Annotated in this window: 26 protein-coding genes; 20 read left to right on the top strand and 6 right to left on the bottom strand. The window is 64.4% G+C overall.

Annotated features, from left to right (window positions below):
- Nucleotides 1-11: 11 nt before the first annotated feature.
- The 4 genes from C1A13_RS10120 to C1A13_RS10105 all read right to left on the bottom strand — a co-directional run bounded on the left by C1A13_RS10120 (nt 12) and on the right by C1A13_RS10105 (nt 4,509).
- A complete protein-coding gene (locus tag C1A13_RS10120; RefSeq protein WP_101551638.1) occupies nt 12-617 on the bottom strand; it encodes a 4Fe-4S binding protein in 606 nt (201 codons plus the stop codon).
- A gap of 221 nt (nt 618-838) precedes the next feature.
- Nucleotides 839-1,993, bottom strand: a complete 1,155-nt coding sequence (locus tag C1A13_RS10115) for an ABC transporter substrate-binding protein (RefSeq protein ID WP_101551636.1) — start codon at nt 1,991-1,993, stop codon at nt 839-841.
- 65 nt (nt 1,994-2,058) lie between these two features.
- Nucleotides 2,059-3,027: an ABC transporter permease gene (locus C1A13_RS10110; RefSeq protein WP_101551634.1), complete on the bottom strand. Its 969-nt coding sequence runs from the start codon at nt 3,025-3,027 to the stop codon at nt 2,059-2,061.
- A gap of 15 nt (nt 3,028-3,042) precedes the next feature.
- Complete coding sequence (locus C1A13_RS10105) at nt 3,043-4,509, bottom strand: sugar ABC transporter ATP-binding protein (RefSeq protein ID WP_101553246.1); 1,467 nt, start codon at nt 4,507-4,509, stop codon at nt 3,043-3,045.
- Between the two features lie 301 nt (nt 4,510-4,810).
- Here C1A13_RS10105 and C1A13_RS10100 point away from each other — a divergent pair, with 301 nt between their 5' ends.
- The 6 genes from C1A13_RS10100 to C1A13_RS10075 all read left to right on the top strand — a co-directional run bounded on the left by C1A13_RS10100 (nt 4,811) and on the right by C1A13_RS10075 (nt 13,360).
- A complete protein-coding gene (locus C1A13_RS10100) occupies nt 4,811-6,415 on the top strand; it encodes a helix-turn-helix domain-containing protein (RefSeq protein ID WP_158595626.1) in 1,605 nt (534 codons plus the stop codon).
- 17 nt (nt 6,416-6,432) lie between these two features.
- Nucleotides 6,433-8,250: a sensor histidine kinase gene (locus C1A13_RS10095; protein WP_101551630.1), complete on the top strand. Its 1,818-nt coding sequence runs from the start codon at nt 6,433-6,435 to the stop codon at nt 8,248-8,250.
- On the top strand, nt 8,240-9,244 hold the full coding sequence (locus C1A13_RS10090; protein ID WP_172439246.1) for a substrate-binding domain-containing protein: 1,005 nt from the start codon (nt 8,240-8,242) through the stop codon (nt 9,242-9,244). The genes C1A13_RS10095 and C1A13_RS10090 overlap by 11 nt, the downstream gene beginning before the upstream one ends.
- 25 nt (nt 9,245-9,269) lie before the next feature.
- Nucleotides 9,270-10,745, top strand: coding sequence for a rhamnulokinase (locus tag C1A13_RS10085; protein ID WP_101551626.1), 1,476 nt, complete (start codon nt 9,270-9,272; stop codon nt 10,743-10,745).
- A gap of 179 nt (nt 10,746-10,924) precedes the next feature.
- Entirely contained in the window at nt 10,925-12,709 is a 1,785-nt protein-coding gene (locus C1A13_RS10080) for an L-fucose isomerase (protein WP_101551624.1), read from the top strand.
- A gap of 216 nt (nt 12,710-12,925) precedes the next feature.
- Nucleotides 12,926-13,360 (top strand): RbsD/FucU family protein, encoded by a 435-nt coding sequence (locus C1A13_RS10075; protein WP_101551622.1) that lies wholly within the window; start codon nt 12,926-12,928, stop codon nt 13,358-13,360.
- Between the two features lie 50 nt (nt 13,361-13,410).
- Here the strand turns inward: C1A13_RS10075 and C1A13_RS10070 are convergent, their stop codons facing one another.
- Nucleotides 13,411-14,166, bottom strand: a complete 756-nt coding sequence (locus C1A13_RS10070; protein ID WP_101551620.1) for a DeoR/GlpR family DNA-binding transcription regulator — start codon at nt 14,164-14,166, stop codon at nt 13,411-13,413.
- A gap of 185 nt (nt 14,167-14,351) precedes the next feature.
- Here C1A13_RS10070 and C1A13_RS10065 point away from each other — a divergent pair, with 185 nt between their 5' ends.
- The 13 genes from C1A13_RS10065 to C1A13_RS10005 all read left to right on the top strand — a co-directional run bounded on the left by C1A13_RS10065 (nt 14,352) and on the right by C1A13_RS10005 (nt 23,477).
- Nucleotides 14,352-15,176 carry a class II aldolase/adducin family protein gene (locus C1A13_RS10065; protein WP_101553245.1) on the top strand — a complete coding sequence of 275 codons (825 nt, stop codon included), beginning with the start codon at nt 14,352-14,354 and terminating at the stop codon, nt 15,174-15,176.
- Nucleotides 15,177-15,220: 44 nt separating this feature from the next.
- Nucleotides 15,221-16,165: an ATP:cob(I)alamin adenosyltransferase gene (locus C1A13_RS10060; RefSeq protein WP_101551618.1), complete on the top strand. Its 945-nt coding sequence runs from the start codon at nt 15,221-15,223 to the stop codon at nt 16,163-16,165.
- A complete protein-coding gene (locus tag C1A13_RS10055) occupies nt 16,162-17,583 on the top strand; it encodes an aldehyde dehydrogenase family protein (protein WP_101551616.1) in 1,422 nt (473 codons plus the stop codon). The genes C1A13_RS10060 and C1A13_RS10055 overlap by 4 nt, the downstream gene beginning before the upstream one ends.
- A 33-nt stretch (nt 17,584-17,616) precedes the next feature.
- Nucleotides 17,617-18,798 carry a zinc-dependent alcohol dehydrogenase gene (locus tag C1A13_RS10050; RefSeq protein WP_101551615.1) on the top strand — a complete coding sequence of 394 codons (1,182 nt, stop codon included), beginning with the start codon at nt 17,617-17,619 and terminating at the stop codon, nt 18,796-18,798.
- Nucleotides 18,799-18,834: 36 nt separating this feature from the next.
- Nucleotides 18,835-19,164, top strand: coding sequence for a BMC domain-containing protein (locus C1A13_RS10045; protein ID WP_101551613.1), 330 nt, complete (start codon nt 18,835-18,837; stop codon nt 19,162-19,164).
- 48 nt (nt 19,165-19,212) lie between these two features.
- Nucleotides 19,213-19,491, top strand: a complete 279-nt coding sequence (locus C1A13_RS10040; protein ID WP_101551610.1) for a BMC domain-containing protein — start codon at nt 19,213-19,215, stop codon at nt 19,489-19,491.
- Nucleotides 19,492-19,527: 36 nt separating this feature from the next.
- Nucleotides 19,528-19,803 (top strand): BMC domain-containing protein, encoded by a 276-nt coding sequence (locus C1A13_RS10035; protein WP_101547903.1) that lies wholly within the window; start codon nt 19,528-19,530, stop codon nt 19,801-19,803.
- 15 nt (nt 19,804-19,818) lie between these two features.
- A complete protein-coding gene (locus C1A13_RS10030) occupies nt 19,819-20,106 on the top strand; it encodes a BMC domain-containing protein (RefSeq protein WP_101547901.1) in 288 nt (95 codons plus the stop codon).
- 180 nt (nt 20,107-20,286) lie between these two features.
- The gene (gene pduA, locus C1A13_RS10025; RefSeq protein WP_146021740.1) at nt 20,287-20,559 is read left to right on the top strand and encodes a propanediol utilization microcompartment protein PduA; all 273 of its coding nucleotides are present in this window, start codon (nt 20,287-20,289) and stop codon (nt 20,557-20,559) included.
- 72 nt (nt 20,560-20,631) lie between these two features.
- Entirely contained in the window at nt 20,632-21,288 is a 657-nt protein-coding gene (pduL, locus tag C1A13_RS10020) for a phosphate propanoyltransferase (RefSeq protein ID WP_101547911.1), read from the top strand.
- Nucleotides 21,289-21,308: 20 nt separating this feature from the next.
- Nucleotides 21,309-21,560, top strand: a complete 252-nt coding sequence (locus C1A13_RS10015) for a EutN/CcmL family microcompartment protein (RefSeq protein ID WP_101547909.1) — start codon at nt 21,309-21,311, stop codon at nt 21,558-21,560.
- 34 nt (nt 21,561-21,594) lie between these two features.
- Nucleotides 21,595-22,929 carry a 4Fe-4S dicluster domain-containing protein gene (locus tag C1A13_RS10010; RefSeq protein WP_101547907.1) on the top strand — a complete coding sequence of 445 codons (1,335 nt, stop codon included), beginning with the start codon at nt 21,595-21,597 and terminating at the stop codon, nt 22,927-22,929.
- Nucleotides 22,930-22,931: 2 nt separating this feature from the next.
- Complete coding sequence (locus tag C1A13_RS10005; RefSeq protein WP_101547905.1) at nt 22,932-23,477, top strand: BMC domain-containing protein; 546 nt, start codon at nt 22,932-22,934, stop codon at nt 23,475-23,477.
- Between the two features lie 65 nt (nt 23,478-23,542).
- Here C1A13_RS10005 and C1A13_RS10000 read toward each other — a convergent pair whose 3' ends face one another.
- Nucleotides 23,543-24,460 (bottom strand): transglutaminase domain-containing protein, encoded by a 918-nt coding sequence (locus C1A13_RS10000; protein ID WP_101551608.1) that lies wholly within the window; start codon nt 24,458-24,460, stop codon nt 23,543-23,545.
- A gap of 134 nt (nt 24,461-24,594) precedes the next feature.
- On the opposite strand from C1A13_RS10000, the gene C1A13_RS09995 reads away from it, so the two are divergent.
- The gene (locus C1A13_RS09995; protein WP_101551606.1) at nt 24,595-25,767 is read left to right on the top strand and encodes a transglutaminase domain-containing protein; all 1,173 of its coding nucleotides are present in this window, start codon (nt 24,595-24,597) and stop codon (nt 25,765-25,767) included.
- Nucleotides 25,768-25,785 lie beyond the last annotated feature (18 nt).

Raw genomic sequence — 25,785 nt, 5'->3', positions numbered from 1 at the left:
TTATCTGAGTCCTACCGGTGCAGCCGGCGAATCGCCCCCACCGGGCAGGTCTCGGAGCAGAGCCCGCACTGCAGGCAGTGCTCCCATGCTATTTTGTACGGCGTGCCCTCCGAAATGCATTTCTGGGGGCAGGCGTCGGCGCAGGCGCCGCAGCCGGTGCAGCCGCCGGTGATTTCAAAGCCGCAGTGCTCCTCCGGCGCGCCGCCGAAGGAGAAGGTCTCGCGGCGGATGGGGTAGTGGAGCAGGTCGAACCATTCGCCGGAGCCCTCATAGATGAGGAAGGCGTCGAGCGCGTAGCGGCTCTCGCCCGGGTAGACCTCGTTCATGCCGGGGTTCTGCTCGAACACCCGGTCGACCCATTTCTGCTCGACCTTCCGCACGCGGCCGCTCAGCTTGAGCGACTGGCAGTCGGGCGCCATCGCCGAGAGGGCGATCTTCCCGGTTTCGGCAAGCTGCCGGTAAAACGGCTTTCCCCGCGAGGTTACGATATAGAGCCCCTCGGGTTCGCAGAGCATCACGTTGATGATGCGGGACTGCGGGTTCCCGTCGGCGTCCACCGTCGCGGCGGAGGCGATCTTTACCGTCCGGAACATCTTCAGATAGGATTGCGCGTCCATAAACCGGCCCGCCTTTCATTCTATTCCCGCGCCGGGAGGCGCGTTCTTTCGACGCTTTCATCATAATACACCGCCCGCGCAAAGTAAAGTAAGCACTTTCCGGTAACGTAGGTACCCAAAGGATACCGTGGCGGCGGGGAACAAGAGAAAACCGGCCCCCCGCGCAGGGCGGGGAGCCGGTCTGACGAGAATAGGAGAAAGAAATAAATGTGAATTGGGCGTTATTCGTAGACGAGCTCGGAGATCGAAGGATCCTGGAGCGCCTCGGCGTTGTACCACTTGGCGCCGGTGTCGACGATCGGGCTCGCGGCGGGTTTGCCGTTGATGGCGTCAACCGCCAGGGAGACGGCCTTGTAGCCGATCTGGTAGGGGTCCTGGGTCACGGAGCCGAGGAACCAGCCGTTCTCAACGGCGACGCGCTGGGTCTTGCCGGCGTCAAAGCCGATGGCGATGATGTCCTTGAACTTGCCGGTGTCCTTGTTGAAGTCGTTGCCGTCGTTGGAAGCGGCGAGGATGCCGCCGGCGGCGTTTTCATTGGAGCCGTAGATCGCGACGAGGTTGTCGAGGCCGAGCAGCGCCTCGGCGCCGGTCTTCTGGTCGGCGGCGGAGGTGGTGGCCGGGACGTTGACGTTGACGATCACCTTCGGGGAGGCGGCGTCCTTGGCATACTTGTCATGGCCGACAACCTTGACGGAGTCGTCGCCGACGAGCTCGACGAGCTTGTTGATGAAGCCGGAGGTACGGGAGATGATCGAATCGGAGGTCGCGTCCTGGGAAAGGACGGCCACGTTGATCGGCGCTTCGGGGGTGGCGGCGGCGAGCTTCGCCTGGAAGCCGGCGTCAGCGTACAGCTGCTCGGCAGCGATCGCGGCGGCGGCGGAGTTGTCGGTGGAAGCGGTCGCGTAGATGGAGCCTTCAGGAGCGTTCGGAACGCCCGAGTCAAAGCCGACGACGGGGATGCCGTTGTCCTTGCAGGCCTGGAGCTGCTCCTTCACCGACTCGGTGTCGAGCGCGGCGAGGCAGACGGCGGCGGGCTTTTTGTCCATCGCGGATTTGAGCATGTCGACCTGGATGGCGATATCCGACTCGGTCGGCGGGCCGTCGAAGGTGATTTCAACGCCGAGGTCGGCGGCCGCCTGATCGGCGCCCTTTTTGACGACCTGCCAGAACTGGTGCTGGAAGCCCTTGGAGACGACCGCGATGTAGGGCTTTTCGCCGTTGTCGGCGGGAGCGGGCGCGGCCGCGTCAGGGGCGGGTTCCGCAGTGTCGGCGGGGGCTGCCGGGGCCGGGGTCGGCTCGGCGGCCGGCTTGGAGCCGCAGGCGGAAATGGAGATCAGCATCAGGCCCGCGAGCACGATTGCCAGGAATTTTTTCATTTTGTTTTCCTCCTTAACAATTGGTGGCTATTTTAACACGGGAGTCCTCCCGCAGGAGCGACGGGTTATTTCGCGGCGGAAGCCTTCTTGTTGCGGTAGATGTCGAGCAGCACCGCGAGGATGACCACGAGGCCGGTGAAGAAGGTCTGGAAGTGGCCCTGCAGGCCCATCGACATGAGGCCGGTCTTGAGCACGCTCATGAGCAGCGCGCCGATCAGGGTGCCGGACATGGTGCCGATGCCGCCGGACATCGAGGTGCCGCCGATGATGACCGCCGCGATGGCGTTCATCTCGAGGCCGTTGCCGGTGCCGGGGATGATGGTGGTGTATGTAGCCGCGTAGACGATCGCGGAAAGGCCGCAGAAGAAGCCGCAGACGGTGTAGACGAGGGTCTTCCATTTGATGACATTGACGCCAGACAGCCGGACGGATTCCTCGTTGGAGCCGATCGCGTAGGTGTAGCGGCCGAAACGGGTCTTGTTGAGCAGGAGCATCGCGATGAGGAAGAAGACGAGCATGTAGACGATGCCGGAGGGGAAGCCACCGGGGGTCTTGTAGAAGACCGCCTTGTAGCCGCCGTCCGCGTCGAAGCCGGAGGGGAAGCGCTGGGTCTGCACCTTGGTGATGATCGAGCCGAAGCCCTGGGTCATCATCATCATGCCGAGCGTGGCGATGAAGGGGGGGAGCTTGAGGCGGGAGACGAGCGTGCCGTTGATGAAGCCCACGAAGGTGGCGATGATCACGATGACCACCAGGCAGAGCCAGATGTTGACGCCCTTGGTGTAGAGGTAGCCCGCGATGAGGGCGGACATCATCATGTTGGTGCCGATCGACAGGTCGATGCCGCCCGTGATGATGACGAAGGTGATGCCGAACGCCATCATCCCGACATAGTAGGTGCTGTCGAGGATGCTGACGAGGGTGCCGGCGGAAAAGAAGTTCTTGCCAAAGAAGCAGAAGAAGATATACAGGATGACCAGCGCCGCGGGGGCGAGGAGTTTCTGAATGTTGAGTTTTTTAGCTGTGTTCCCCATAACCAACGACCTCCGTTAATTTCTCATAGTGGCGTATTTCATGATGACCTCCTGCGAGGCGTCCTGGATATCCAGGATCTTGGTGAGCCTGCCCTCGCACATGCATACGACCCGGTCGCTCATGCGCAGGACCTCCTGCAGCTCGGAGGAGATCATGATGATCGATTTGCCCTCATGCGCCAGCTCGTTCATGAGCTTGTAGATTTCGCTCTTGGCGCCGACGTCGATGCCGCGCGTGGGCTCGTCGAAGATGAGGATGTCGCAGTTTTTGACCAGCCACTTGGCGATGATGACCTTCTGCTGGTTCCCGCCCGAGAGGTTGCGGATGAGCTGGGAAACAGACGGCGTCTTGATGTTGATCCTGCCGACGTACTCCTGCGTGGCCTCGCGGATCTTGCGGTCGTCGACGAAGCCGGCGCGGGAGAATTCCTCGAGGTTCGCGAGCACGGTGTTGTCCGCGACGGACAGCCCCACCGCGAGCCCGAACCGCTTGCGGTCCTCCGAGAGGTAGCCGATGCCGGCCCTGACCGCGTCCTCGGGGGTTTTGATGTGGAGTTCCGTGCCGTTCTTGCGGATGACGCCCCCGTCGCGGGGGTCGGCCCCGAAGATGAGGCGCGCCGTCTCGGTGCGCCCGGCGCCCATCAGACCGGCAAAGCCGAGGATCTCGCCCTTATGTAGCTGGAAGGAGACGCCCTTGACGTCCTTGGAGACGAGGTTTTCCACCTCGAGCACGACCGGCGCGTCGGGGGGGACGTTGCTCACCGTCTTGGGCTCCTCGTAGATGGTGCGCCCGACCATCGCGTTGATGATCTCGTCGAGGTTGGTGTCCTTCGTGTTGAGGGTGGTGATATACTCGCCGTCGCGCATGACGGTGATGCGGTCGGTGATCTCCATGATCTCGTCCATGCGGTGGGAGATGTAGACCATCGTGACCCCGCGGTCCCGCAGGTCGTTCATCGTCTTGAAGAGCTCGGTGATCTCCGCCTCGGTAAGGGCCGCCGACGGCTCATCCAGGATGAGCACCGACGAATCGAAGGAGATCGCCTTGGTGATCTCGACCATCTGCTGCTTGCCGACGGTGAGGGAGCCGACCTTGTCGGTGGGCCTGATCGTCAGCTTGAGGTGGTCGAAGAGCTTCTGGGTGGCGGCGTTGATCTGGTCGTCGTGGAGGAAGAAGCCCTTGCACTCCCGCCCGATGAAGATGTTCTGGGCGGCGGTGAGGTGGTTCATCAGGTTGAGCTCCTGGTGGACGATCGAGATGCCCGCCTCCTGGGCCTCCTTCGGGTTTTTAAACTGGACCTCTTTGCCGTTGTAGATGATCTTGCCCTCGTCCGCCTTGTAGATGCCGGTGAGCACCTTCATCAGCGTCGACTTACCGGCGCCGTTTTCTCCGACGAGCGCGTGGATCTCCCCGCGCCGCAGTTCGAGGTGGCATTGTTTCAGCGCGTGGACGCCCTGGAAACGCTTGTCGATTCCGACCATCTGGAGGATGACCGGGCTTTCCGGGCTGGTATGTTCACTCACAGCAGAATCACCCCTATTGGTTGTATTTGTCAACATACTACAAAAAATAATAATAATGAATGAATAAATTATATAATTTGACATATGTTGCCCGCTGATTTTCATTATAGAGGCTTCTCCGGGGGAATCCCATAGAGAATTTTCCATAAATTGTTCAAATTTTTACTTTTCAGGGAAAATTCTCTTGTAAGGCCGGGTGTTTTCCGATAACATGAAAATGAACAGAAATAGACATTTCCAGAAAGGCACAGGCGTCAACATGTACAAAATCATGCTTGCGGAGGATGAACTTGAGGTTTTGGGCGCGATGCTCCGGACGATCCGCTGGACCGAGCACGGCTTCGACCCGCCGGTCGGCTGCCGCGACGGGCGGGAGGCGATCGAAAAGCTCGAGGGGGGCTTTGTGCCCGACGTGCTGATCACCGACATCTGCATGCCCTTTGTCGACGGACTCGAGCTCACCCGCTATATCAACGAGCACCTGCCCAACACCGTGGTGGTGATTCTCACCGGCTACGACGACTTCCAGTACGCCCACCGGGCGATCAAGATGCAGGTCTACGACTATGTCCTCAAGCCGGTCACCCCGGCGAGCATCAACGAGCTGACCGACCGGCTCAGGGGGGAGCTCGACGAGCGCCGGCTGCGCAACATCGACGACTCGATGCAGATCGTCGCCAGCTACTTCTTAAATCAGCTCATGACCCGCCGCCTCGACGCGAAGCGGATCGAGGAGAGCTGCCGCGCGCACAAGCTGGACTTCGCGGGGCGCTACCACATCGCGGCGGTGCTCGACGTGGACCTGCGCGCGCCCGCGACGGAGGACGACGGCGGCAACCTCGAGCTGATGCGCTACGGGCTGGCGAACATCGCGCAGGAGCTCTCGGAAAACAGCCACGGGACGCTGGCTTTCCAGGGCAACGACGGCCTGACCAAGCTGATCATCAGCTCCGGGGAGCGCGACGGCCTCTACGCGGCCGCCATCGGGCTCTGCCGGACGATCTCCAAGACGGCGGGCGCCGCGCTGCAGGTGCCCGTCTCGGGCGGCATCGGGGACCCGGTCGCCTACCTCGACGAACTGCACCTCTCCCACGGGCAGGCGATGACCGCGCTGGGCTACCGGTTCTTCTACGGGGAGTCGAGCGTCACCTGCGTGGCGGACGTCGACATCCGGGAGACGCGGGACATCGACTATTTCAGCTGCGAGCGGCGGCTGGAGGCCGCCGTCAAGACCCTCGACCGGGAGGGCGCCCGCGCCGCCGTGCACGACCTGGTCGGGCAGCTCCGCTCCGGCCACGTCCCCTTCGAGCGGTGCGTGCTCTACAGCCAGAAGCTGATGATGACCCTCATCGGGCTCACCGACGAGCTGATCGGCGGCGCCGAGGTGGAGTCGCTCGAAAAGACGTGGGAGCAGTTCAACTTCTATTCCGCCCCGACGCTCGGGCGGCTGGAACGGATGATCGACGAGGTGTGCGACAAGGCGTTCAAAATCCTCGCCCTCACCAAGAGCGACACCGCCGCCGCCCAGGTGAGCAAGGCGGAAAAATACATCCGCGAGCACTACGGCGACCCGAGGCTCTCCCTCAACATGATCACCGAGCACCTCGCGATCAGCACGAGCTATTTCAGCGCGATCTTCAAGTCGCGCACCGGCGCGACCTTTGTGGAATACCTGACCCGGGTGCGCATGGAGAAGGCCCAGCAGATCCTGGCCTTCACCGACCGGCGCACCTATGAGGCCGCGGAGGACGTGGGCTTCTCCGACCCGCACTATTTCAGCGTGACCTTCAAGCGGGTGACGGGCATGACGCCCAAGGAATACCGGGAGTTCAGCCGGCGCGGCGACACCGCGCCTCAGGCCTGAGCCGAGGGAGGGAAGACGTGCGGAAGGTTTGGAAAAAACTGAGGAAGGCGCTCAATCCCTACAGCGTGCGCGGCACGATGATCCTGTCCTTCATGCTGCTCATCTCGATCATCGTGCTGCTCGTTTCACTTGTCTCCTACTACTACACGATGAACGATATCGAGAGCATCTCGATCAACTACACCGTGCGCCTGCTCGGGGAGATCAACGCGAGCATCGACTCCTACATAGACAACATGAAGAGCATGGCGAAGGTGGTCGTCGAGAACAAGGACGTGCGGGACGTGATGGCCTTCTATAACCGGCACCACGACAAGCGCCTCTCCTACATCGAGGAGAAGGAGCTGGAACGGCTGCGCGCGAACGCGGCCGCGCACATGAACATTGTGGCGAACACCCGCAGCGACATCACCAACATCGCGGTGATCTCCAAGTATAGGGACGTCGTGCTCAGCGACGTCGAAAAGGAGGTCAACGAGAACTCCGAGTTCAACGTCACCGACTGGTACCTGAAGCCGATGTCCTACAAGGACGAGATCGTCGTCTCCCCCTCCCACGTGCAGAACCTCGTGTCGGGGGAGTACAAGTGGGTCATCTCGATCTCCAAGTCGGTGCTCGACCCCGAGACGGGGGAGGTCACGGGCGTCATGGTGATCGACCTCAACTACCGGTCGATCGAGGCGATCTGCGAAAACGCCCAGCTGGGCAAGAACGGCTACATCTACCTGATCGACCGGCACAAGAACATCATCTACCATCCCCAGCAGCAGCTCCTCTACTCGGGCATCAAGAGCGAGCTCGTCGAGGAGATCCTCAAGATGCGGGACACCTACCTGCGGGACGATGTGAACAACCGCATCTACACCCGCAACTACTCCGAGCTGACCGGCTGGAGCGCGGTGGGGGTGGTGAACGTGGATGAGCTGATCAAGGACAAGAGCAGCATCATCGACTTCTATTTCCGCCTCGCGGGGATCTCGATCCTCTTCGCGATGACCTTCGCGGTGCTCATCTCCACGACGATCACCAACCCGATCAAGATGCTTGAGAACACGATGCACGAGGTCGAGGTGGGCAACTTCGACGTGCGCTCGGAGATCGAGCTCAACAACGAGATCGGCCACCTCAGTAAGACCTTCAACGTCATGATCTCCCGCATCAAGGACCTGATGGAAAAGACGGTGCGGGACGAGGAGGAGAAGCGCAGAAGCGAAATCCGCGCCCTCCAGGCGCAGATCAACCCGCACTTCCTCTACAACACCCTCGACACGATCATCTGGATGTCGGCGGGCGGCAAGAACGACGAGGTCGTGGAGGTCACCTCCGCGCTCGCGCGGCTCTTCCGCACGAGCATCAGCAAGGGGGAAAACCTCGTCACGCTGCTCAACGAGGTGGAGAACATCAAAAGCTACCTCACCATCCAGAAGATGCGCTACGAGGATAAGCTCTCCTGGCGGGTCGACGTGCCGCCCGGGCTGCTCGGGCTGATGACCCCCAAGCTCATCCTCCAGCCGATTGTTGAAAACGCCGTCTACCACGGCGTCAAGATGAGCCAGGCGGGCGGCGAGATCGCCATCTCGGCGCGCACCGAGGGGGAACGGCTGACCATCACGATCGCGGACAGCGGCGTGGGCATGACGGCCGAGCAGCTGGAGCAGCTCTTCGTCCCGCGCCCCGACACCGACCGGGGGATCGGCGTGATCAACGTCAACAACCGCATCCGCCTCTGTTTCGGGGAGGAATACGGACTGCACTATTTCTCCGCGCCCGGCGAGGGCACCCGTGTGGAAATCTGGCTGCCGGTGATCGAAGGCGGTGATGAAGATGATGTTTAAAAGGCGCTATTTCCTGCTGCTGGCGGCGCTGTTCTTCTGCTTTGGGGCGCTGCTCTTCTTCTTTGTCCACGAGGGCCGCCTGCTGCTCCCCGAGGAGGAGCCGGCCGCGCGCTACAACATCCAGGTGATCTTCAAGGCGCTGGCCAACCCGCCCGACTTCTGGCGGGTGGTGGAGCAGGGGGTGCAGTCGGCCGCCGCGGAATACGGCGTCAACTGCGAGGTGACCGCCCCGCCGATGGAAAAGGACGTCGACCGCCAGATCGAACTGGTGCGGGAGGCGATCGCCAAGCACCCCGACGCGATCATCCTGGCGGCGAGCGACTATGAGCGGATGGTCCCCGTCTGCAAGGAGGTGACCGACGCGGGCATCCTGCTCGTGACGGTCGACAGCGACGTCAACTACGACGGGCGGCGGTGCTTCGTCGGCACCGACAACGTCGCGATGGGCCGCAAGCTTGCCGAGCTGGTGGACGAGGCGGTCCCGCCCGAGCAGAAGATCGGCGTGATGGGCCATGTCGAGGGGGCGCGCACGGCGGTGGAACGCCGCGACGGGCTCGTCGATAACGTCGCGGGCGGGATGGAGCGGGTGGCCGCGCTCGACTACTGCGACGGCTCGGAGATCGTCTCCCGGCAGCGCACCAAGGAGATGCTCATCGCGCATCCGGAGATCTGCTGTATGGTGGGGCTCAACGAGTCGTCGGCGCTCGGCGTGGCCAACGCGATCCGGGACCTCGGGCTGGAGGGGAAGGTCGGGCTGATCGCCTGCGACAGCTCGGAAAAGCAGATCCAGTTCATGGAGCAGGGGACGATCCAGGCGTTCGTCATCCAGAACCCCTTCAACATGGGGTACCTGAGCGTCTCCAACACGGTTTCGATCCTCCAGGGCAGGACGGTGCCCGAGGTGGTCAACACCGACAGCGTGATCATCAAGAAGGAGGACCTCTACAAAAAGGAGAACCAGAAGCTGATGTTCCCGTTCACGAGCGTGGAATAAATCAAGAGGAAAAGGGTGTCATGAGATGAAAAAGAGACTGCTGGCATTTGATTTCGGCGCGTCGAGCGGCCGTGCCATGCTCGGGGAATTCGATGGGGAGCGCATTGCGCTCACCGAGGTTCACCGCTTCGACAACAACCCCGTCACGGTGCGCGGGACCTTCTACTGGGACGTGCTCGCGCTCTTTCACGAGATCAAGCAGGGCATCACCAAGGCGAAGGCGCTGGGCGATTTCGAGAGCATCGGCATCGACACCTGGGGGGTGGATTTCGGCCTGCTCGACCGGCACGGCGACCTGATGCAGAACCCCGTCCACTACCGCGACGCCCGCACCGCCGGGATGATCGAGGAGGTCTGCGGGATCATCGGCCGCGACGAGCTCTACCGGGCGACCGGCAACCAGTTCATGGAGCTCAACACGATCTTCCAGCTCTATTCCCTCGCGCAGAAGCGCCCCGAGCTGCTCGAGCGCGCCAGCCGCGCGCTGCTCATGCCCGACCTCTTCGGCTACCTGCTGACGGGCGGGCAGGCGTCGGAATATTCGATCGCCTCCACCACCCAGCTCATGGACCCGCGCACCCACGAGTGGAACAAAGGGATCATGCGGCGGCTGGGGATCCCCGAGGACCTCTTCCCCGACATCGTGAAGCCGGGCACCCCGCTGGGCGTCCTGTCGGACGACATCCGCGAGGAGCTGGGCGTCGGACCGGTGAAGGTGGTCTCGGTGACGGGTCACGACACCGCCTGCGCGGTCGTGGCCGCGCCCGCGACGGAGGAGGATTTCATCTACATCTCCTGCGGCACCTGGTCCCTCTTCGGCACCGAGCTTCGGGAGCCGGTCATCGGGGAGAAGAGCCTGCGTTACAACATCACCAACGAGGGCGGCTACGGGTACACGGTGCGGTTCCTCAAAAACATCATCGGCCTCTGGATGATCCAGGAGACCCGCCGCCAGTACCGCCGCGAGGGGGAGCAGTACAGCTACAACGATCTCGAAAAACACGCGCTGGCCTCCGAGCCCTTCCGCTACTTCATCGACCCCGACGCGCCCGAATTCGTCGCGCCGGGCAACATCCCCCGCCGCATCCGCGCCTTCTGCGGGCGCACGGGGCAGGGGGAGCCGCAGACGGTCGGCGAGATCATGCGCTGCATCTACGAGAGCCTCGCGCTCAAGTACCGCTGCGCCTTCGACCAGATCCGCGACTGCACGGGCAAGGACTACCACAGCATCCACATGGTCGGCGGCGGCACCAAGGACAATCTCCTCTGCCGCATGGCGGCCTCCTCCACCGGCTGCCGGGTGGTGGCCGGGCCGATCGAGGCGACCGCGCTGGGCAACATCGCGGTGCAGCTGATGGCGCAGGGGGACATCGGCGACGTGTGGGAGGCGCGGAGGATCATCTCCAACTCCTTCGAGCCGGTCGAATACCTGCCGGAGGACGTTCCTGCGTGGGAGGCGGCCTACGCGCGCTTTAAACAGTATATCCTGCCCGGGGGATGAGACCGGGAAAGGGACGGTGCGGGCCGTCCCTCTCTTTTTTCATAGGATTACGACCAATTTCCGGAAAATAACGAATTAACTTTTGCGGGGCGATTGTGTAAAATTGGACACAGGCAATAAAAATATCCGGACGGTGCGTCCGGATTTTGTTCAACAGTCAAACTGAAGGAGGTCATTTCATGAGTTATCCGAAAATTGGCATCCGGCCGGTCATCGACGGCAGGTGGGGCGGCGTCCGCGAGAGCCTCGAAAACCAGACGATGGGCATGGCTTACGCGGCGGCGGAGCTGATCTCGAAGAACCTTACATATCCCGACGGCACCCCGGTCCAGTGCGTCCTCGGCTGCACGACGATCGGCGGCGGCGCGGAGGCGGCCAAGGTGGCCGAGCAGTTCTCCACCGAAAACGTTGTGGCGACCCTGTCGGTCACCCCCTGCTGGTGCTACGGCAGCGAGACGATGGACCTCGACCCGCTGACCATCAAGGCGGTCTGGGGCTTCAACGGCACCGAGCGCCCCGGCGCGGTCTACCTCGCGGCGGCCATGTCCGCCCACGCGCAGCGGAATCTGCCCGTCTTTTCGATCTACGGCCACGACGTGCAGGACGCCGACGACACCTCGATCCCGGCGGACGTGTCAGAGAAGCTGCTGCGGTTCGCGCGCTGCGCCGTCGCGGTGGGGCTCATGCGGGACAAGGCGTACGTCAACCTCGGCGGCGTCGCGATGGGCATCGCCGGCTCCAACTGCAACGCCGACTTTTTCCAGAAATATCTGGGCATCCGCGCCGAGTGGGTCGACATGACCGAGATCGTCCGCCGCATCACGCTGGAGATCTACGACCATGACGAGTATGAGAAGGCGCTCAAATGGGTCAAGGCCAATTGTAAGGAGGGCTTTGACTGCAACGCCGGCAAGAACCTGCCGGAGGTCATCACGAAATCCAAGGTCGTCCCGGCCGACAAGGACTGGGAGTTCATCGTCAAGCAGACGCTCGTCTGCCACGACATCCTGTACGGCAATCCCAAGCTCGCCGAGATGGGCTGGCACGAGGAGTCGCTCGGCCGCAACGCGATCGCGGGCGGCTTCCAGGGGCAGCGCCAGTGGACCGACTGGCTCCCGAACGGCGACTTCATGGAGGCGATCAACAACAGCACCTTCGACTGGAACGGCAAAAAGTGCCCGACCGTGCTCGCCACCGAGAACGACACCTGCAACGGCGTCGCCATGCTCTTTGAGGCGCTGCTGACCAACCGCGCCCCCGTCTTCGCCGACGTGCGCACCTACTGGAGCCCCGAGGCGGTCGAGCGGGTGTGCGGACGCCGCCCGGAGGGCGTCGCCGCCAACGGCTTCCTGCACCTCATCAACTCGGGCGCGGCGGCGCTCGACGCCACCGGCGTCTCGAAGGACGAGAGCGGAAACGGCTGCATGAAGCAGTGGTTCGACGTCACCGATTCCGACATCGAAGCGATGCTCGGCGCGACCGACTGGTGCCGCGCCAACTATGAGTACTTCCGCGGCGGCGGGTTCTCCTCCCACTTTAAGACCCACGCGGAGATGCCCGTCACCCTCGTGCGCTTCAACCTCGTCGACGGGCTCGGCCCGGTGCTTCAGCTCGCCGAGGGCTGGACCGCCCTGCTGCCCGACGACATGCACGAAAAGATCGACCTGCGCACCGACCGCACCTGGCCGACGACCTGGTTCGCCCCCCGCCTGACCGGAAAGGGCGCTTTCAAGGACGTCTACAGCGTCATGGCCAATTGGGGCGCGAACCACGGCGCTTTCGTCTACGGGCACATCGGCGCGGACCTCATCACGCTGGCCTCGATGCTGCGCATCCCCGTCTCGCTCCACAACGTGGAGGACGACGCGGTCTACCGCCCGCACACCTGGGCCTCCTACGGCACCCGGGACCTCGAGTCGGCGGACTACCGCGCCTGCGAGCAGTACGGGCCGCTCTACCGCTGAGAAAACAGATAAGAGGGGGCGGCGGACTGCCGCCCCCTTTTGACAGATGACAAGCCATCATATTCGGCAAGTCCCCGCCTGACCGAAAGGGAGGGGGCGTGTGTGTGGGAACCGTCAGGTTCCTACCGCACGTTGAGCGAGCGCGGCGAGTGGGGAACCCCGCCGCAGCGGCTTCATCCTGCCGAACATGTTCGGCAAGATGAAGGAGGAATTGCGATGTTAAAGGGCATCCCCAGCGTCCTGCCGCCCGAGCTGCTCAAAATCCTGATGGAGATGGGCCACGGCGACACGATCGTGATCGGCGACGGCAATTTCCCGCACGCCGCGATGGCCAAACGCCTCGTGCGCTGCGACGGCAACGGCGTGCCGAAGCTCCTCGACGCGGTTTTGCGGCTCATGCCGCTCGATTCCTACAGCGAGTACCAGGTGGGGCTGATGGAGGTCGTCCCCGGCGACCCCTGCAAGCCGGTCATCTGGGACGAGTACCGGGAGATCATCAACCGTTACGAGCCGGTGAACAACAGGATCGAAATGATCGAGCGGTTCGCTTTCTATGAGCGTGCGAAGGAGGCCTACGCGGTCGTCACCTCCTCCGAGCTGGCGCTCTACGCCAACATCATCCTGCGCAAGGGCGTCGTCACCGAGGAATAACGCATAAAAAGGGCCTTCCCCGCCGGGGAAGGCCCTTTTTATGGATATGGTCAGTTCGGCCGGTGGAGCTGGGTGTACTGGTTGCAGAGGTCGTTGGTCTCCTTGCGCTCGGTGATCACCTCGTAGTAGTCGGAGAGAGCGGCGAGCTTGCAGAGAAAGTCGACGTTCATCTTGGACAGGTCGCAGAGGAGGATCGATTTTTTGCAGTTGGCGAGGTAGCGGCGCTTGACGGCGGCCTCCTCCTCGCTCGCCTCCGACACCCCCCGCTCGATGCTGAAGCCCCGGCAGGACATGAAGGCGATGTCGGCGTTGAAGCGGTCGATGTAGCTGCAGGCGGTCTCGCCGACGAGGGACTTGGAGTTCTCCCGCAGGGTGCCGCCGGTGCAGAAGACCTTGACGTTTTTGAACTCCGAGAGAAGCAGGGAGGTCTTGAGCCCGTTGGTGATCACCTTGATGTTGGTGAAGCGGTCGAGGGTCCGCGCCAGCGCGAAGACGGTGCTCGACGAATCGAGGAAGAGGGTCATCCCGTCGGAGATGTGGCGGGAAGCCATGTCGGCGATGATCTGCTTTTTCATCGCGTTCTGGTTTTCGCGGAAGGCGAGGGGGTCCTCGCTCGTGCTCCCCTCGACGAGGATCGCCCCGCCGCGGGTGCGCCGGATGAGCTTGCTCTCCTCCAGCTCGCGCAGGTCGCGGCGGACAGTGGCGCCGCTGGCAAAGACGGCGGCGCACAGCTGCTCGACGGTGACCACCCGGCCCCGTTCGCGCATATAGTCGAGGATTTGCTGCTTGCGTTCGTAGGCGAGCATCGGATTTCCTCCTTCTGTCGATCATAGGTGATCAAAACGGATTGTAGATCAAGTTATAGAGGTGAAATGATCAATATCGCCGCCAAATATAGCTTGTTTTGATTAATCTTGATAAGATGATAACAGGAATGAACAGGAAATGCAACCACCTTCTGCAAAACAGTGTAAAAAAGGAGACGAAATTTATGGCATCGGCATACGAGATCAAAAAACAGCTCTGTGACATCGGCCGCCGCATCTATCAGAACGGATTTGTCGCCGCCAACGACGGCAACTTCTCCGTCAAGATCAGCGAAAACGAGTTCTACTGCACCCCCACCGGCGTGTCCAAGGGTTACATGACCCCCGACATGATCCTCAAGGTGGACGGGCAGGGCAACATGCTCGAGCCCAACGCGAAGTATAAGCCCTCCTCCGAGTTCAAGATGCACCTGCGCGTCTACCAGGAGCGCCCCGACGTGACCGCCGTGGTCCACGCGCATCCGCCTGTCGCGACCGCGCACGCCGTCTGCGGCATGCCGCTCGACAGCATGATCATGCCCGAGGTCATCATCTTCCTCGGCGAGGTGCCGCTGACCAAGTACGGCACCCCCTCCACGATGGAGATCCCCGAGGCGATCTCCGACGCGCTCAAGGACCACGACGCGGTGCTGCTGGAAAACCACGGCGCGCTGTCGGTGGGCGTCGACCTGACCCAGGCGTATTTCCGCATGGAGACGCTCGAATATTGGGCAAAGGTGAGCCTCTACGCCAAGCAGCTCGGCGGCGCGCAGGAGCTGACCTGCGAGCAGATCGAGCGGCTGATTGAAATCCGCAAGCAGATGAAGCTGCCCGGACGGCATCCCGGCTGCTCCCGCTGCGCCAACCGCGGCACCGACAAATGCCGCTGCCTGACCCCGGAGCAGAAGGCCTCCTGCGCGGCCAAATCGGCCCCGACCGCGAACCCCGCCTCCAACGAGGCGATGATCCGTGAGATCACCCAGAAGGTGCTGGCCTCTCTCGGCAAATAAAAAATCGCGGGGCGTTACATAGCCTCCGGAGAGGGGGATCACCGATGAGGATCTACACAAGGACCGGGGACACCGGGTTCTCCAGCACGGGAAACCGCCGGATGATCCCCAAAAATTCCCCCGTGTTTTCCCTGCTCGGGGCGCTGGAGGAACTGGACGCGTCGCTCGGGGAGGCGGCCGGGAAGCTCCCGGCGGGGCTTTCCGAGGTCGCGGGGACGCTGCGGCGGGACGTGGCGGCCCTCTCCGCCGAACTTTCGGGCGGCGAAAAATTCGCCGACGCCGCCCGCGTCAGGGGAATGGAGGAATCCATCGACCTGATGATGGAGTCGGCGGGCGCGGGCGCGCCGGACGGCTCCCGGGAGAGCGCGGGCGCCGCGGCGCTCGGGGTTTCCCGGGCAATCGCGCGCCGCGCGGAGCGGGAGATGGCCTCCGCCAAGCAGACGGGCGGCGTCACGCCCGACGCGATGCGCTATCTCAACCGCCTTTCCGACCTGCTCTACGCGATGGCCCGCATGGCCGACGCGCAGGGGCCCGGACCGGCGGCCCCGCCGGCGGACTTCGGCGGCGGGTTCCTCGAAAGAGCGCTGGAGCTCTGCCGGCGGGTGCTCGCCGAGGCGCGGCGGGAAAACCTGCGGGTGACCGCCGCGGTGTGCGACGAGGGGGGCAGCCCCACGGCGCTGCTCCGGGACGACGGCGCGCTGCTCGCGAGCGTTGAGATCGCCAGGGACAAGGCGTTCACCAGCGCGGCGATGCGCATGTCCACCGAGGAGCTCGCCGGGCTCTGTAAGCCGGGCGGCTCCCTCTACGGCCTCCAGCACACGAACGGCGGACGGATCGTCATCTTCGGCGGCGGCGTGCCGCTGGTGGAGGGGAACCGGCTGGTCGGCGGCTTCGGCGTCAGCGGGGGCACGGCGGAACAGGATACGAACCTTGCGAACTACGCGCTGAAGGTTTTCAGCGCAGGCATAAGGGAGGAATACAGCAGATGAACATCAGCGAAAAGGAGATCGAGGGAATCGTCCGCCAGGTGATCGCGGGCATGGCGGTTTCCGAGGCTTCCTCCGGGATGGTGATCGACGGGAAGACCTATCTCGGCGTGTTCGAAGATATGAACGATGCGATCGACGCCGCCTGGAAGGCGCAGAAAAAGCTCTATGACATGTCGGTGGAGGAGAAGGAGGAGATCATCTCCGCCATCCGCCGGCTGATTCTCGAGGAGGCCGAGACGCTCGCCAGACTGGGCGTGTCGGAGACGGGCATGGGCCGCGTGGAGCACAAGATCCTCAAGCACCGCTATGTGGCCCAGAAGACCCCCGGCACCGAGGACCTCGTGACCGAGGCGATCACGGGGGACAAGGGGCTCACGCTGCTCGAGCTCGCGCCCTTCGGCGTGATCGGCGCGATGACCCCCTCCACCAACCCGAGCGAGACGGTGCTCTGCAACTCGATCGGCATGATCGCGGGCAGCAACACGGTGGTCTTCAACCCCCACCCCGGGGCGCTGATGACCTCGCTCTACGCGGTGGACCTCGTCAACCGGGCGGCGCGCTCGGTGGGCGCGCCGGAGAACCTCGCCGTCGCGGTGAGAAAGCCCACGATGGAGACCTCCGACATCATGATGAAATCCCCCAAGGTGCGCATGATCTGCTGCACCGGCGGCCCGGGCGTCGTGCGCGCGGTGCTCTCGTCGGGCAAAAAGGCGATCGGCGCGGGCGCGGGCAATCCGCCCGTCATCGTCGACGACACGGCCGACATCCAGAAGGCGGGCAGGGACATCATCGACGGCTGCACCTTTGACAACAACCTCCCCTGCATCGCGGAGAAGGAGGTGTTCGCCTTCGAGAGCATCACCGACGAGCTGATCTACTACATGTCCCAGAACGGCGCCTACCTCATCAGCCGCGAGCAGATGCGGCAGCTTGAAGGGGTGGTGCTGGTCGAGGACAAGAAGGGCAAAAAGGCGATCAACAAGAACTGGGTCGGCCGCGACGCCAAAAAGATCCTCCACGAGATCGGGATCGAGGTCGGGGAGGAGATCCGCTGCGTCATCTGCGAGGCGCAGTTCGACGACCCGTTCGTGCAGATCGAGCTCATGATGCCGATTCTGCCGATCGTGCGGGTGCCGGACATCGACACGGCGATCGACCTGGCGGTCAGGGCGGAGCACGGGCTCCGGCACACCGCCCACATGCACTCCAAAAACATCGACCACCTCACGAAATTTGCGCGGGCGATCGAGACGACCATCTTCGTCAAGAACGCGCCCTCCTACGCGGGCATCGGCGTGGGCGGAGAGGGGCACTGCACCTTTACCATCGCGGGTCCGACCGGGGAAGGGCTGACCTCGGCCAAGAGCTTCTGCCGGCGCAGGCGCTGCGCCATGGTGGACTCGTTCCGGATCGTCTGACGGCCCAATTCCAGATCGGGAGGTTACATAGTAATGGACATCAATGCGAACCAGATTGAAACCATCGTGCGTTCGGTCCTCTCCCAGATGGGGACGGGCGCGCCTTCGTCGGGCATGGCGCGCGTCGCGATGCTGACCGCGGCCAAGCATTTCGAGGTCAGGGAGTTCCCCATCCCCCAGCCGGGCGACGACGAGATTCTCGTCAAGGTCGAGGGCTGCGGCGTGTGCGGCACCGACGTGCACGAGTGGAAGGGCGACCCCTTCGGCTACATCCCGCTCGTCCTCGGGCACGAGGGCACCGGCGAGGTGGTCGCGCTGGGCAAAAACATCAAACACGACTCGCAGGGCCACCCCATCCGGGTGGGCGACAAGCTGGTGACCTCGGTCATCTCCTGCGGCGAATGCCACAACTGCCTGATGCACCCCGACTCCCCCCAGCTCTGTGAAAACCAGGGGGTCTACGGGCTCATCCCGGACAACGACAAAAACCACCTCTGCGGCTGGTTTTCCACCCACCTGCTGATCACGAAGGGCTCGACCTTCTTCGTGGTGAACGACCTCTCCCTCGACCAGCGGATGCTGCTCGAATTGGCGGCGGTCACGACCCACGCGCTCGAGCAGGGCAAAAGAACGGGCCGCCTCAACTTCAACAGCAAGGTGCTCGTGCAGGGCTGCGGCCCGGTCGGCCTCATGATGATCGCCACGCTGCATGTGGCGGGCATCGACCGCATCATCGCGGTGGACGGCAACGACAACCGCCTCTCCTTCGCCAAGCGGCTGGGCGCGACCGACACGGTCAACTTCAAGGAGCTGCCCACTTTAGACCAGCGGGTCGCGGCGGTCAAGGGGATGAGCGACGGCGCGGGCGCGGACTTCGCCTACCAGTGCACCGGCAACCCGGGCGCGGCGGCGGACGTCTACAAGTACATCCGCCGGGGCGGAGGGCTTTGCGAGATGGGATTCTTCGTCAACAACGGCGACTGCACCATCAATCCGCACTTCGACCTCTGCAACAAGGAGATCATGCTGGTCGGCTCGTGGACCTACGGCGCGCATGAATATCCCGTCACGATGGCGTTCCTGCGCCGGGCCAAGGGGATGGGCGTGCCGCTCGAGGAGCTGATCACCCACCGTTTCCCGCTCGACAAAATGAACGAGGCGATGGAGACGAACCTTTCGCAGCAGGGCATCAAGATCGCGTATGTCGCGCAGTAAATTCCGGCGCATCCGCCGGGGCGGGGAGTGATATCTATGGCGCTTGGAATGATCGAGGTCTGCGGCTTCGTCACGTCGATCGTCGTGGCGGACGCCGCGGCCAAGGCGGCGGACGTCAAAATCCTCGCGCTCGACAAGAATAAGCCCGCGGCGGGCGACGCGGCAGAGGTGCCGCTCATCATGATCGTCAAGATCGGCGGTGAGGTCTCCGCCGTCGAGCAGGCCGTCGAGGCGGGGGTGCGGGAGGCGAAGGCCCGCGGGCTCTACGTCACCCACCACGTCATCGGGCGCGAGGCGGAGGACACCAAAAAGCTCTCGAAGCTCTGCGCGGTCGGCCGCGACCGCTTCGACGAGCACAACTATTAACCAGGAACTCAAAATCCACATAAAAACGACATTGTAAAGGAGATTATTATGATGATGGAAGCATTGGGCATGGTCGAGACCAGAGGTCTGGTAGCAAACATCGAAGCGGCGGACGCGATGGTCAAGGCCGCGAACGTCACGCTGATCGGCACCGAGAAGATCGGTTCCGGGCTCGTGAGCGTCATGGTCCGCGGGGACGTCGGCGCGGTGAAGGCCGCCGTCGAGGCCGGCGGGGCCGCCGCCGCCCGTTTGGGCGAGGTCGTCGCGACCCACGTGATCCCGAGGCCGCACGCGGATGTGGAGAAGATTCTCCCGTCGATCAAGTAACCCGAAACCGACAACGACGCAAAGGAGATAAGAACGATGATGGAAGCATTGGGCATGGTCGAGACCAGGGGTCTGGTAGCAAACATTGAAGCGGCGGACGCGATGGTCAAGGCCGCGAACGTCACGCTGATCGGCACCGAGAAGATCGGTTCCGGGCTCGTGAGCGTCATGGTCCGCGGGGACGTCGGCGCGGTGAAGGCCGCCGTCGAGGCCGGCGGGGCCGCCGCCGCCCGTTTGGGCGAGGTCGTCGCGACCCACGTGATCCCGAGGCCGCACGCGGATGTGGAGAAGATTCTTCCCTCCATCAAGTAACAAAGGGGGATACCCATGGAACGGGCAATTGCGCTGATCGAGGTGCAGGCGATGGCCGCGGCGGTCGAGGGGCTCGACGCGATGCTCAAGGCCGCCGACGTCCGCCTGGTACATATCGAGCGCCGCCTCGGGGGGCGCATGGTCACCATCGTCGTGGACGGGGAGGTATCCGCCGTCCAGGCGGCCGCCGACGCGGGTAAGGCCGCCGCCGGGCGGGTTGGCACCGTGAAGCTGTGCGAGGTGATCCCCCGCCCGCACGAGGAGATCAAAAAATTTCTCTATACCGATGATGTGGAGGCGTAGCACGGCATGGCAAAGGCAAATCAGAACGGAAAGAACAAGGTGACCAAGAGCGTGATTGCCGCAACCTCCCCGGAGGTGCTCGAGATGGTGACCAAACAGGTGCAGGCGAACACGCCCGCGCCGCCCGCCCCTCCCGCCCCAAAGCCGGAGGAACCGAAGGAAAAGAAGGAGCGTACAGGTATGGAAGCACTGGGCATGGTAGAGACCAGGGGACTGGTCGCGAACATCGAAGCGGCGGATGCGATGGTCAAGGCCGCGAACGTCGTGCTGATCGGCACCGAAAAGATCGGTTCCGGGCTCGTGAGCGTCATGGTCCGCGGGGACGTCGGCGCGGTGAAGGCCGCCGTCGAGGCCGGCGGGGCCGCCGCCGCCCGTTTGGGCGAGGTCGTCGCGACCCACGTGATCCCGAGGCCGCACACGGATGTGGAGAAGATTCTCCCGCATCTGGACTGACCGCTTCCGGCAGGAAAAGCCCGCCGGGCGGGTCCGCCCGGCGGGAATTGACGAATATAGGAGGCGGAGAAAATGGCCGTGGATGAAAAACTCGTGGAACTGATCGTCCGGCAGATTGTGGCACAGCGTCAATCCGGGGCGCCCGCCGGGCTGCCGCCCATCCCGGTGGGGGTCTCCGCGCGGCATATCCACCTGACGCGGGAGCACATGGACATCCTCTTCGGCAAGGGCAGCGAGCTCCACAACATCAAGGAGCTGATGGGCGGGCAGTTCGCCGCCCAGGAGCAGGTGACGATCCTCGGACCGTCCCTGCGGCCGATCGAAAAGGTCCGCGTGCTCGGGCCGCTGCGCAAGCAGACGCAGATTGAAATCTCGCGCACCGACACCTTCGTGCTCAAGGTGCGCCCCCCGGTTCGCCCGTCGGGCGAGATCCGGGGCTCGGCCGGGCTCACAATTGTCGGCCCCTGCGGGGTCGTGATCGTCGAGGAGGGCTGCATCATCGCCAACCGGCACATCCACATGTCGCCGGAGGACGCGCGGATCTACGGCGTGCGGGACGGCGACCTGGTCGAATGTCTCGCGGAGGGGGAGCGCCGGACGATGCTCTACGACGTGCAGATCCGGGTTGCGCCGAGCTTCACGCTGGAAATGCACATCGATACCGACGACGCCAACGCGATCGGGTTCACCGGCAAGCCGCAGGTGACGATCGTCAAACGCGGCGGCTGACCGGACGGAAGGGATTAACTATGGTATGCGGAAAGGTCACCGGCACGATCGTCTCCACCCGCAAGGTGGAGACGCTTGTCGGTTCTAAATTTCTCGAGGTCGAGCTCTACCGGAACGGCGCGCCGACGGGGGAATTCCTCGTCGCGATCGACCGGGTGGGCGCGGGCATCGGCGAGCGGGTGCTCATCACCCGCGGCAGCGGCGCGCGCCTGGCGCTCGACGACCGCGAGACCCCGACCGACGCGGTGATCGTCGGGATCATTGACGAATGAGGCGGTTTTCCGCCGGGAAGGGAGGGGAAGCCCCATGGAACTGGAACTGCTGAGGGATACAATCGAGGCAGCCGGCGTGATCGGCGCGGGCGGCGCGGGGTTCCCCACCCACCGGAAGCTGGCGCGGGGGATCGACACGGTGCTGGTCAACGCCGCCGAGTGCGAGCCCCTGCTCTACACCGATTTCACCATTCTGCGGGAGCACCTCGACCGGGTGTGCGAGGGCGCGCGGGAGCTGTGCGACGCGATGGGCGCCGCACAGGTCCTCGTGGCGATGAAGGAGCACACCGCCCTGCGCCTCGGCGTCGCCCAGGGGGAGGAGCTCCCCTGCGGTGCGCGCGCCGCGCTGCTGCCCGACGTCTACCCGATGGGCGACGAGATCATCATGATCTACCAGGCGCTCGGCCGGGTCGTGCCGCCGGGGCAGCTGCCCAGCGCGGTGGGCGTGGTCGTCGTCAACGCCGAGACGGCCTACAACGTCTCGAACGCCGTTCGGGGCGCCCCAGTGACGGAGAAGTGGCTTACGATCGGCGGCGCGGTGGAACATCCCGTCGTCGTGAGGGTGCCGGTCAACTGCGGCGTGCGCGCGGTCCTGCGCGCGGCGGGGGTAACGGTCCCCACGGGGCATGTCGTCGTGGACGGCGGCCCGGCGATGGGCAATATCGTGAATCCCGCCTCCGCCGTCGTGACCAAGAAGACCAAGGCGCTGCTCATCCTGCCGGAGGAGATCCCGGCGATCGCCAACAAGGCCGCGCCGGTCGAACGGCTGCTCAAACGGGTGCCGTCCGCCTGCTGCCAGTGCATGTACTGCACCGAGCTCTGTCCGCGCCACCTGCTGGGGTATCCGCTCCAGCCGCACAAGACGCTGCGGGCGGTTGGCGCGGGGGCGCCGGGCAACCCGGAGGAGTTGCTCACCGCGTCGCTTTGCAGCGGCTGCGGGGTGTGCACGCTGATGGCCTGCTGCCAGGGGATCGCGCCGTCGGCGGCGATGACCGCCGTCAAGCAGAGCCTGGGCAGGCACCGGATCGGCTACCGCGCGGACGGGCCGACGAAGCCGGACTCCGAGCGGGACTTCCGGATGGTGCCGGTCAGCCGGTTCAAAAGCCGGATCGGCGTGGCGAAATTCGACCGGGAGGCCGAATGGGCCGGCGACCTGCCGGTGGCGCAGGCCCTCTGGCGCCTGCCGCTCTCCCAGCATGTGGGAAAGCCGTCGGAGCCGGTCGTGGCCGTGGGCGACGAGGTGGCGGCGGGCCAGCTGATTGCGAGGGCGCGGGAGGGCATCTCCGCGGCGCTGCACGCGCCGGTCGCGGGAACAATCTCCCGCGTGACGGATACGGAAATTGAAATGACGATGGGCGAGGTGAAATAAGAATGGACTATGCGGTAGGCGTACTGGAACTGCGGAGCATCGCCCGGGGAATCGAAGCGAGCGACGCCGCGCTTAAATCCGCCGGGATCCGGCTTATTTCGGCGCAGCCCATCTGCCCCGGGAAGTTCGAATTGGTGATCACCGGCGAGCTCGCGCAGGTGAACGCCGCGATGGATCGGGTCAAAGCCGGCTTCGAGGAGAACCTGCTTGACGCGGTGCTGCTCGGGCGGATCGACCCGGCGGTGGTCAAGGCGCTGCTCGGCGCGCAGCCGGAGGCGAAGCGCGGCGCGCTCGGCACGATCGAGACCTTCACCGTCGCCAGCGTGATTCTGGCCGCCGACTGCGCGGTCAAATCCGCCGACGTGGAGATCCTCGAGCTGCGCACCGCGCGCGGCATGGGCGGCAAGGGGGTCGTCCTGCTGACGGGCGACGTGGCCGACGTGACGGCCGCCGTCGAGGCGGGCGCGCGCTACGCCAAGGAGCAGGGCGTGTTCGTGGGCCAGTCGATTCTCGGCGCGCCCCACGAGGAGCTTTGGAACTTCCTGTAAAAGCATCAGCAAAGGAGGCGTCCGGCCAACGGCCGGACGCCTCCTTTTTTCATGCGGCGGAATTTTTATTTCGGCGGCTCGGGCATCACCGCGTAGATGGGCGGGGTCACGTCGAGCGCGATCGGACCGGGCGGCCCGTGCTCGGAGAGCCAGGCCTCCCGCTCCGCGTCGAGCGTCTCCCGGAGGGCGTAGGGGTCGGGCCGCCCTGGCAGCGAAACCTCAGCGGGCGCGGGGGTGGGGACATACGCCTCGGGGCAGGCGGGGACGGCCAGCTCGGTGAGGATGGTTTCCCGCTGTCCGGGCGCGATCGCGCCCCCGTAGTAGGCCGCGAGGGATTCTCCCCAGCGGTGGTCGGCGAGCATCGTCCGGTCGTCCCGAAGGAAGTACCGGAAGCTCACCCGTCCCGATTTGACGACGTTCTGTTCGAGCTGCGGGTCGAGGTGGTACCATTTCCCGTCGAGCTGTACGACGGTCCACGCGTGGTCGACGAATTCCCCCTCGACCGAGATCGTGAGCCCCGACACATATTGCGCCTTGTAGCCCATCCGCCGCAGCAGCACGGCCATTGCGGCGGCAAAGTCCTCGCAGGAGCCGACGCCGAAGCGCAGCGGGCTGAGGGCGCGGTTTTCGAGGTAGGGGGGCGGCGCGTCCGGGTCGCCGTGGTACCGCCACGCGTCGAGGCCCACCGGGTCGGCGAAGTAGACGTTTTCGATGAGCCAGAGGTAGGCCGCGCGGATCTCCTCCGCGGGCGGCAGCTCCCGCGCCAGAATCGGCGCGGCGATCCCGTCCGCCAGCGAGGCGATCCACGCGTTTTCGAGCGGCAGCGCCGCGCGCCCGGAGGGCGCGGGCGCGGCGCTCTCCGCTCCCGGCGGAGCCTCGGCGGCTTCGGAAGCGGCCGCCGGCGCGGGAGGCGGCGGCTTTGCCGGCGCGCCGCAGCCCGCGAGCAGGAGCAGGGACAGAAATAAAGCGACGAATTGTTTCATAAGGGTTCTCCCGTCGGTTGGTACCCTCATTATAATGGGATAGGGCGGGAAAAGCAAATATTCGGTTGACAGCTGTCCCCTGCGGAGGGTACAATTTTGTTAATAGAGTGTGTACATCAGAGGGAGGTGCGGGGATGCGGCGGATGCTGGCGGCGGTCCTGGCGCTGCTTTTTTTGTTCGCGGGCTGCGCGCGGGCCGCGCCGCTCCCGGAGGACGAACCGCCCGCCGCGCCTGCGCGCCCGGAGGGCTACGCGCGCTCCCTGCTGGACGGGGAGGGGCGCGCCGCCTACGACGAACTCTGCTCTGCGGCGGAAGGCTGGCGGGTGGGGGAGGAGATCCCCCTTGCTTCCCCGGCGTCCGCTCGGACGATACAGGCGGCGTACGACGCGCTGCTGCTAGACCGGGCGGAATTCTACTGGCTGCGCTGTGAAATCCCGGCGGGGGAGCGGGCCGACCGATTCACCCTGGCGGTGGAGGAGGGACTCACCCTCCCGGCGGTGCGGGAACGACAGCGGCAGATCGACGCGGCCGCGGACGCCCTGCTGGACGGCATGGAGGGCCTGCCCGCCCCGGAGGCGGCCGTGCTGGCGCACGACGCGCTCCTCCGCCGCGTCTCCTATGAGGAGGGCGCGCAGGACGGTGACGCGGGCAACCTCTACGGCGGACTGGTGCGCTGCGGCGGGGTGTGCGGCGCCTACAGCCGCGCCTACCAGTACCTCATGCAGCGGCTGGGCGTGCCCTGCGCCTTTTTGAGCGGCACGAGCGTGCGGGGAATCCCCCACGCGTGGAACGCGGTGAAGCTGGAGGACGGGTGGTACTACGTCGACGCGACATGGGACGACCTGCCCGACGAGACCGGCTACCTCTACCACGACTACCTGCTCGTCACGCTGGAGGAAATCTCCCTCGAGCACTTCCCCGAGCCGGGGCAGTACCGCGAGCTGCCGCCGGGGGACTCCGACCGCTACAGCTACTATCGGCAGTTCGGCTACTGCGCCGACCTCGGCGACCCCGACCCGGTCGCGGCGATGGCGGCGGGCTTCGCCCGCCGGCTCGCGGATCAGCCGCTTCCGGCGGCCAGGCAGCCCGTCTTCCTCGAAATCAAGCTCTTCGGGGAGTACGAGGCGTTTACCCGCTGGCGGGATATCTACCACAGGGACATCTTCCCGTTGCTGCGTGCGGTTTCCGCTCGGCTGGAGGAGGAAAACATCCCGGTGGAAATCGACACGACCGGCTACATCGAATATAACTACAACGACAATACCCAGGTGCTGACGCTCTTTCCGAACGCGTCGGCGTCCGTATGAACGACCGGAAAGGAGAGC

The sequence above is a fragment of the Anaerotruncus massiliensis (ex Togo et al. 2026) genome, from assembly GCF_900199635.1.
Lineage (GTDB): Bacteria > Bacillota > Clostridia > Oscillospirales > Ruminococcaceae > Anaerotruncus > Anaerotruncus massiliensis.
This window is presented reverse-complemented; position numbering and strand designations above follow the sequence as displayed.

Coding starts and splice junctions, on each gene's coding strand:
- pduL (WP_101547911.1), top strand. CDS start 20,632: ATGGCCGTGGATGAAAAACTCGTGGAACTGATCGTCCGGCAGATTGTG.
- C1A13_RS10045 (WP_101551613.1), top strand. CDS start 18,835: ATGGCGCTTGGAATGATCGAGGTCTGCGGCTTCGTCACGTCGATCGTC.
- C1A13_RS10000 (WP_101551608.1), bottom strand. CDS start 24,460: ATGAAACAATTCGTCGCTTTATTTCTGTCCCTGCTCCTGCTCGCGGGC.
- C1A13_RS10050 (WP_101551615.1), top strand. CDS start 17,617: ATGGACATCAATGCGAACCAGATTGAAACCATCGTGCGTTCGGTCCTC.
- C1A13_RS10010 (WP_101547907.1), top strand. CDS start 21,595: ATGGAACTGGAACTGCTGAGGGATACAATCGAGGCAGCCGGCGTGATC.
- C1A13_RS10040 (WP_101551610.1), top strand. CDS start 19,213: ATGATGATGGAAGCATTGGGCATGGTCGAGACCAGAGGTCTGGTAGCA.
- C1A13_RS10005 (WP_101547905.1), top strand. CDS start 22,932: ATGGACTATGCGGTAGGCGTACTGGAACTGCGGAGCATCGCCCGGGGA.
- C1A13_RS10055 (WP_101551616.1), top strand. CDS start 16,162: ATGAACATCAGCGAAAAGGAGATCGAGGGAATCGTCCGCCAGGTGATC.
- C1A13_RS10080 (WP_101551624.1), top strand. CDS start 10,925: ATGAGTTATCCGAAAATTGGCATCCGGCCGGTCATCGACGGCAGGTGG.
- C1A13_RS10110 (WP_101551634.1), bottom strand. CDS start 3,027: ATGGGGAACACAGCTAAAAAACTCAACATTCAGAAACTCCTCGCCCCC.
- C1A13_RS10115 (WP_101551636.1), bottom strand. CDS start 1,993: ATGAAAAAATTCCTGGCAATCGTGCTCGCGGGCCTGATGCTGATCTCC.
- C1A13_RS10065 (WP_101553245.1), top strand. CDS start 14,352: ATGGCATCGGCATACGAGATCAAAAAACAGCTCTGTGACATCGGCCGC.
- C1A13_RS10070 (WP_101551620.1), bottom strand. CDS start 14,166: ATGCTCGCCTACGAACGCAAGCAGCAAATCCTCGACTATATGCGCGAA.
- C1A13_RS10120 (WP_101551638.1), bottom strand. CDS start 617: ATGGACGCGCAATCCTATCTGAAGATGTTCCGGACGGTAAAGATCGCC.
- C1A13_RS10030 (WP_101547901.1), top strand. CDS start 19,819: ATGGAACGGGCAATTGCGCTGATCGAGGTGCAGGCGATGGCCGCGGCG.
- C1A13_RS10100 (WP_158595626.1), top strand. CDS start 4,811: ATGTACAAAATCATGCTTGCGGAGGATGAACTTGAGGTTTTGGGCGCG.
- C1A13_RS10105 (WP_101553246.1), bottom strand. CDS start 4,509: ATGGTCGGAATCGACAAGCGTTTCCAGGGCGTCCACGCGCTGAAACAA.
- C1A13_RS10075 (WP_101551622.1), top strand. CDS start 12,926: ATGTTAAAGGGCATCCCCAGCGTCCTGCCGCCCGAGCTGCTCAAAATC.
- C1A13_RS10090 (WP_172439246.1), top strand. CDS start 8,240: ATGATGTTTAAAAGGCGCTATTTCCTGCTGCTGGCGGCGCTGTTCTTC.
- C1A13_RS10035 (WP_101547903.1), top strand. CDS start 19,528: ATGATGGAAGCATTGGGCATGGTCGAGACCAGGGGTCTGGTAGCAAAC.
- C1A13_RS10060 (WP_101551618.1), top strand. CDS start 15,221: ATGAGGATCTACACAAGGACCGGGGACACCGGGTTCTCCAGCACGGGA.
- pduA (WP_146021740.1), top strand. CDS start 20,287: ATGGAAGCACTGGGCATGGTAGAGACCAGGGGACTGGTCGCGAACATC.
- C1A13_RS09995 (WP_101551606.1), top strand. CDS start 24,595: ATGCGGCGGATGCTGGCGGCGGTCCTGGCGCTGCTTTTTTTGTTCGCG.
- C1A13_RS10015 (WP_101547909.1), top strand. CDS start 21,309: ATGGTATGCGGAAAGGTCACCGGCACGATCGTCTCCACCCGCAAGGTG.
- C1A13_RS10085 (WP_101551626.1), top strand. CDS start 9,270: ATGAAAAAGAGACTGCTGGCATTTGATTTCGGCGCGTCGAGCGGCCGT.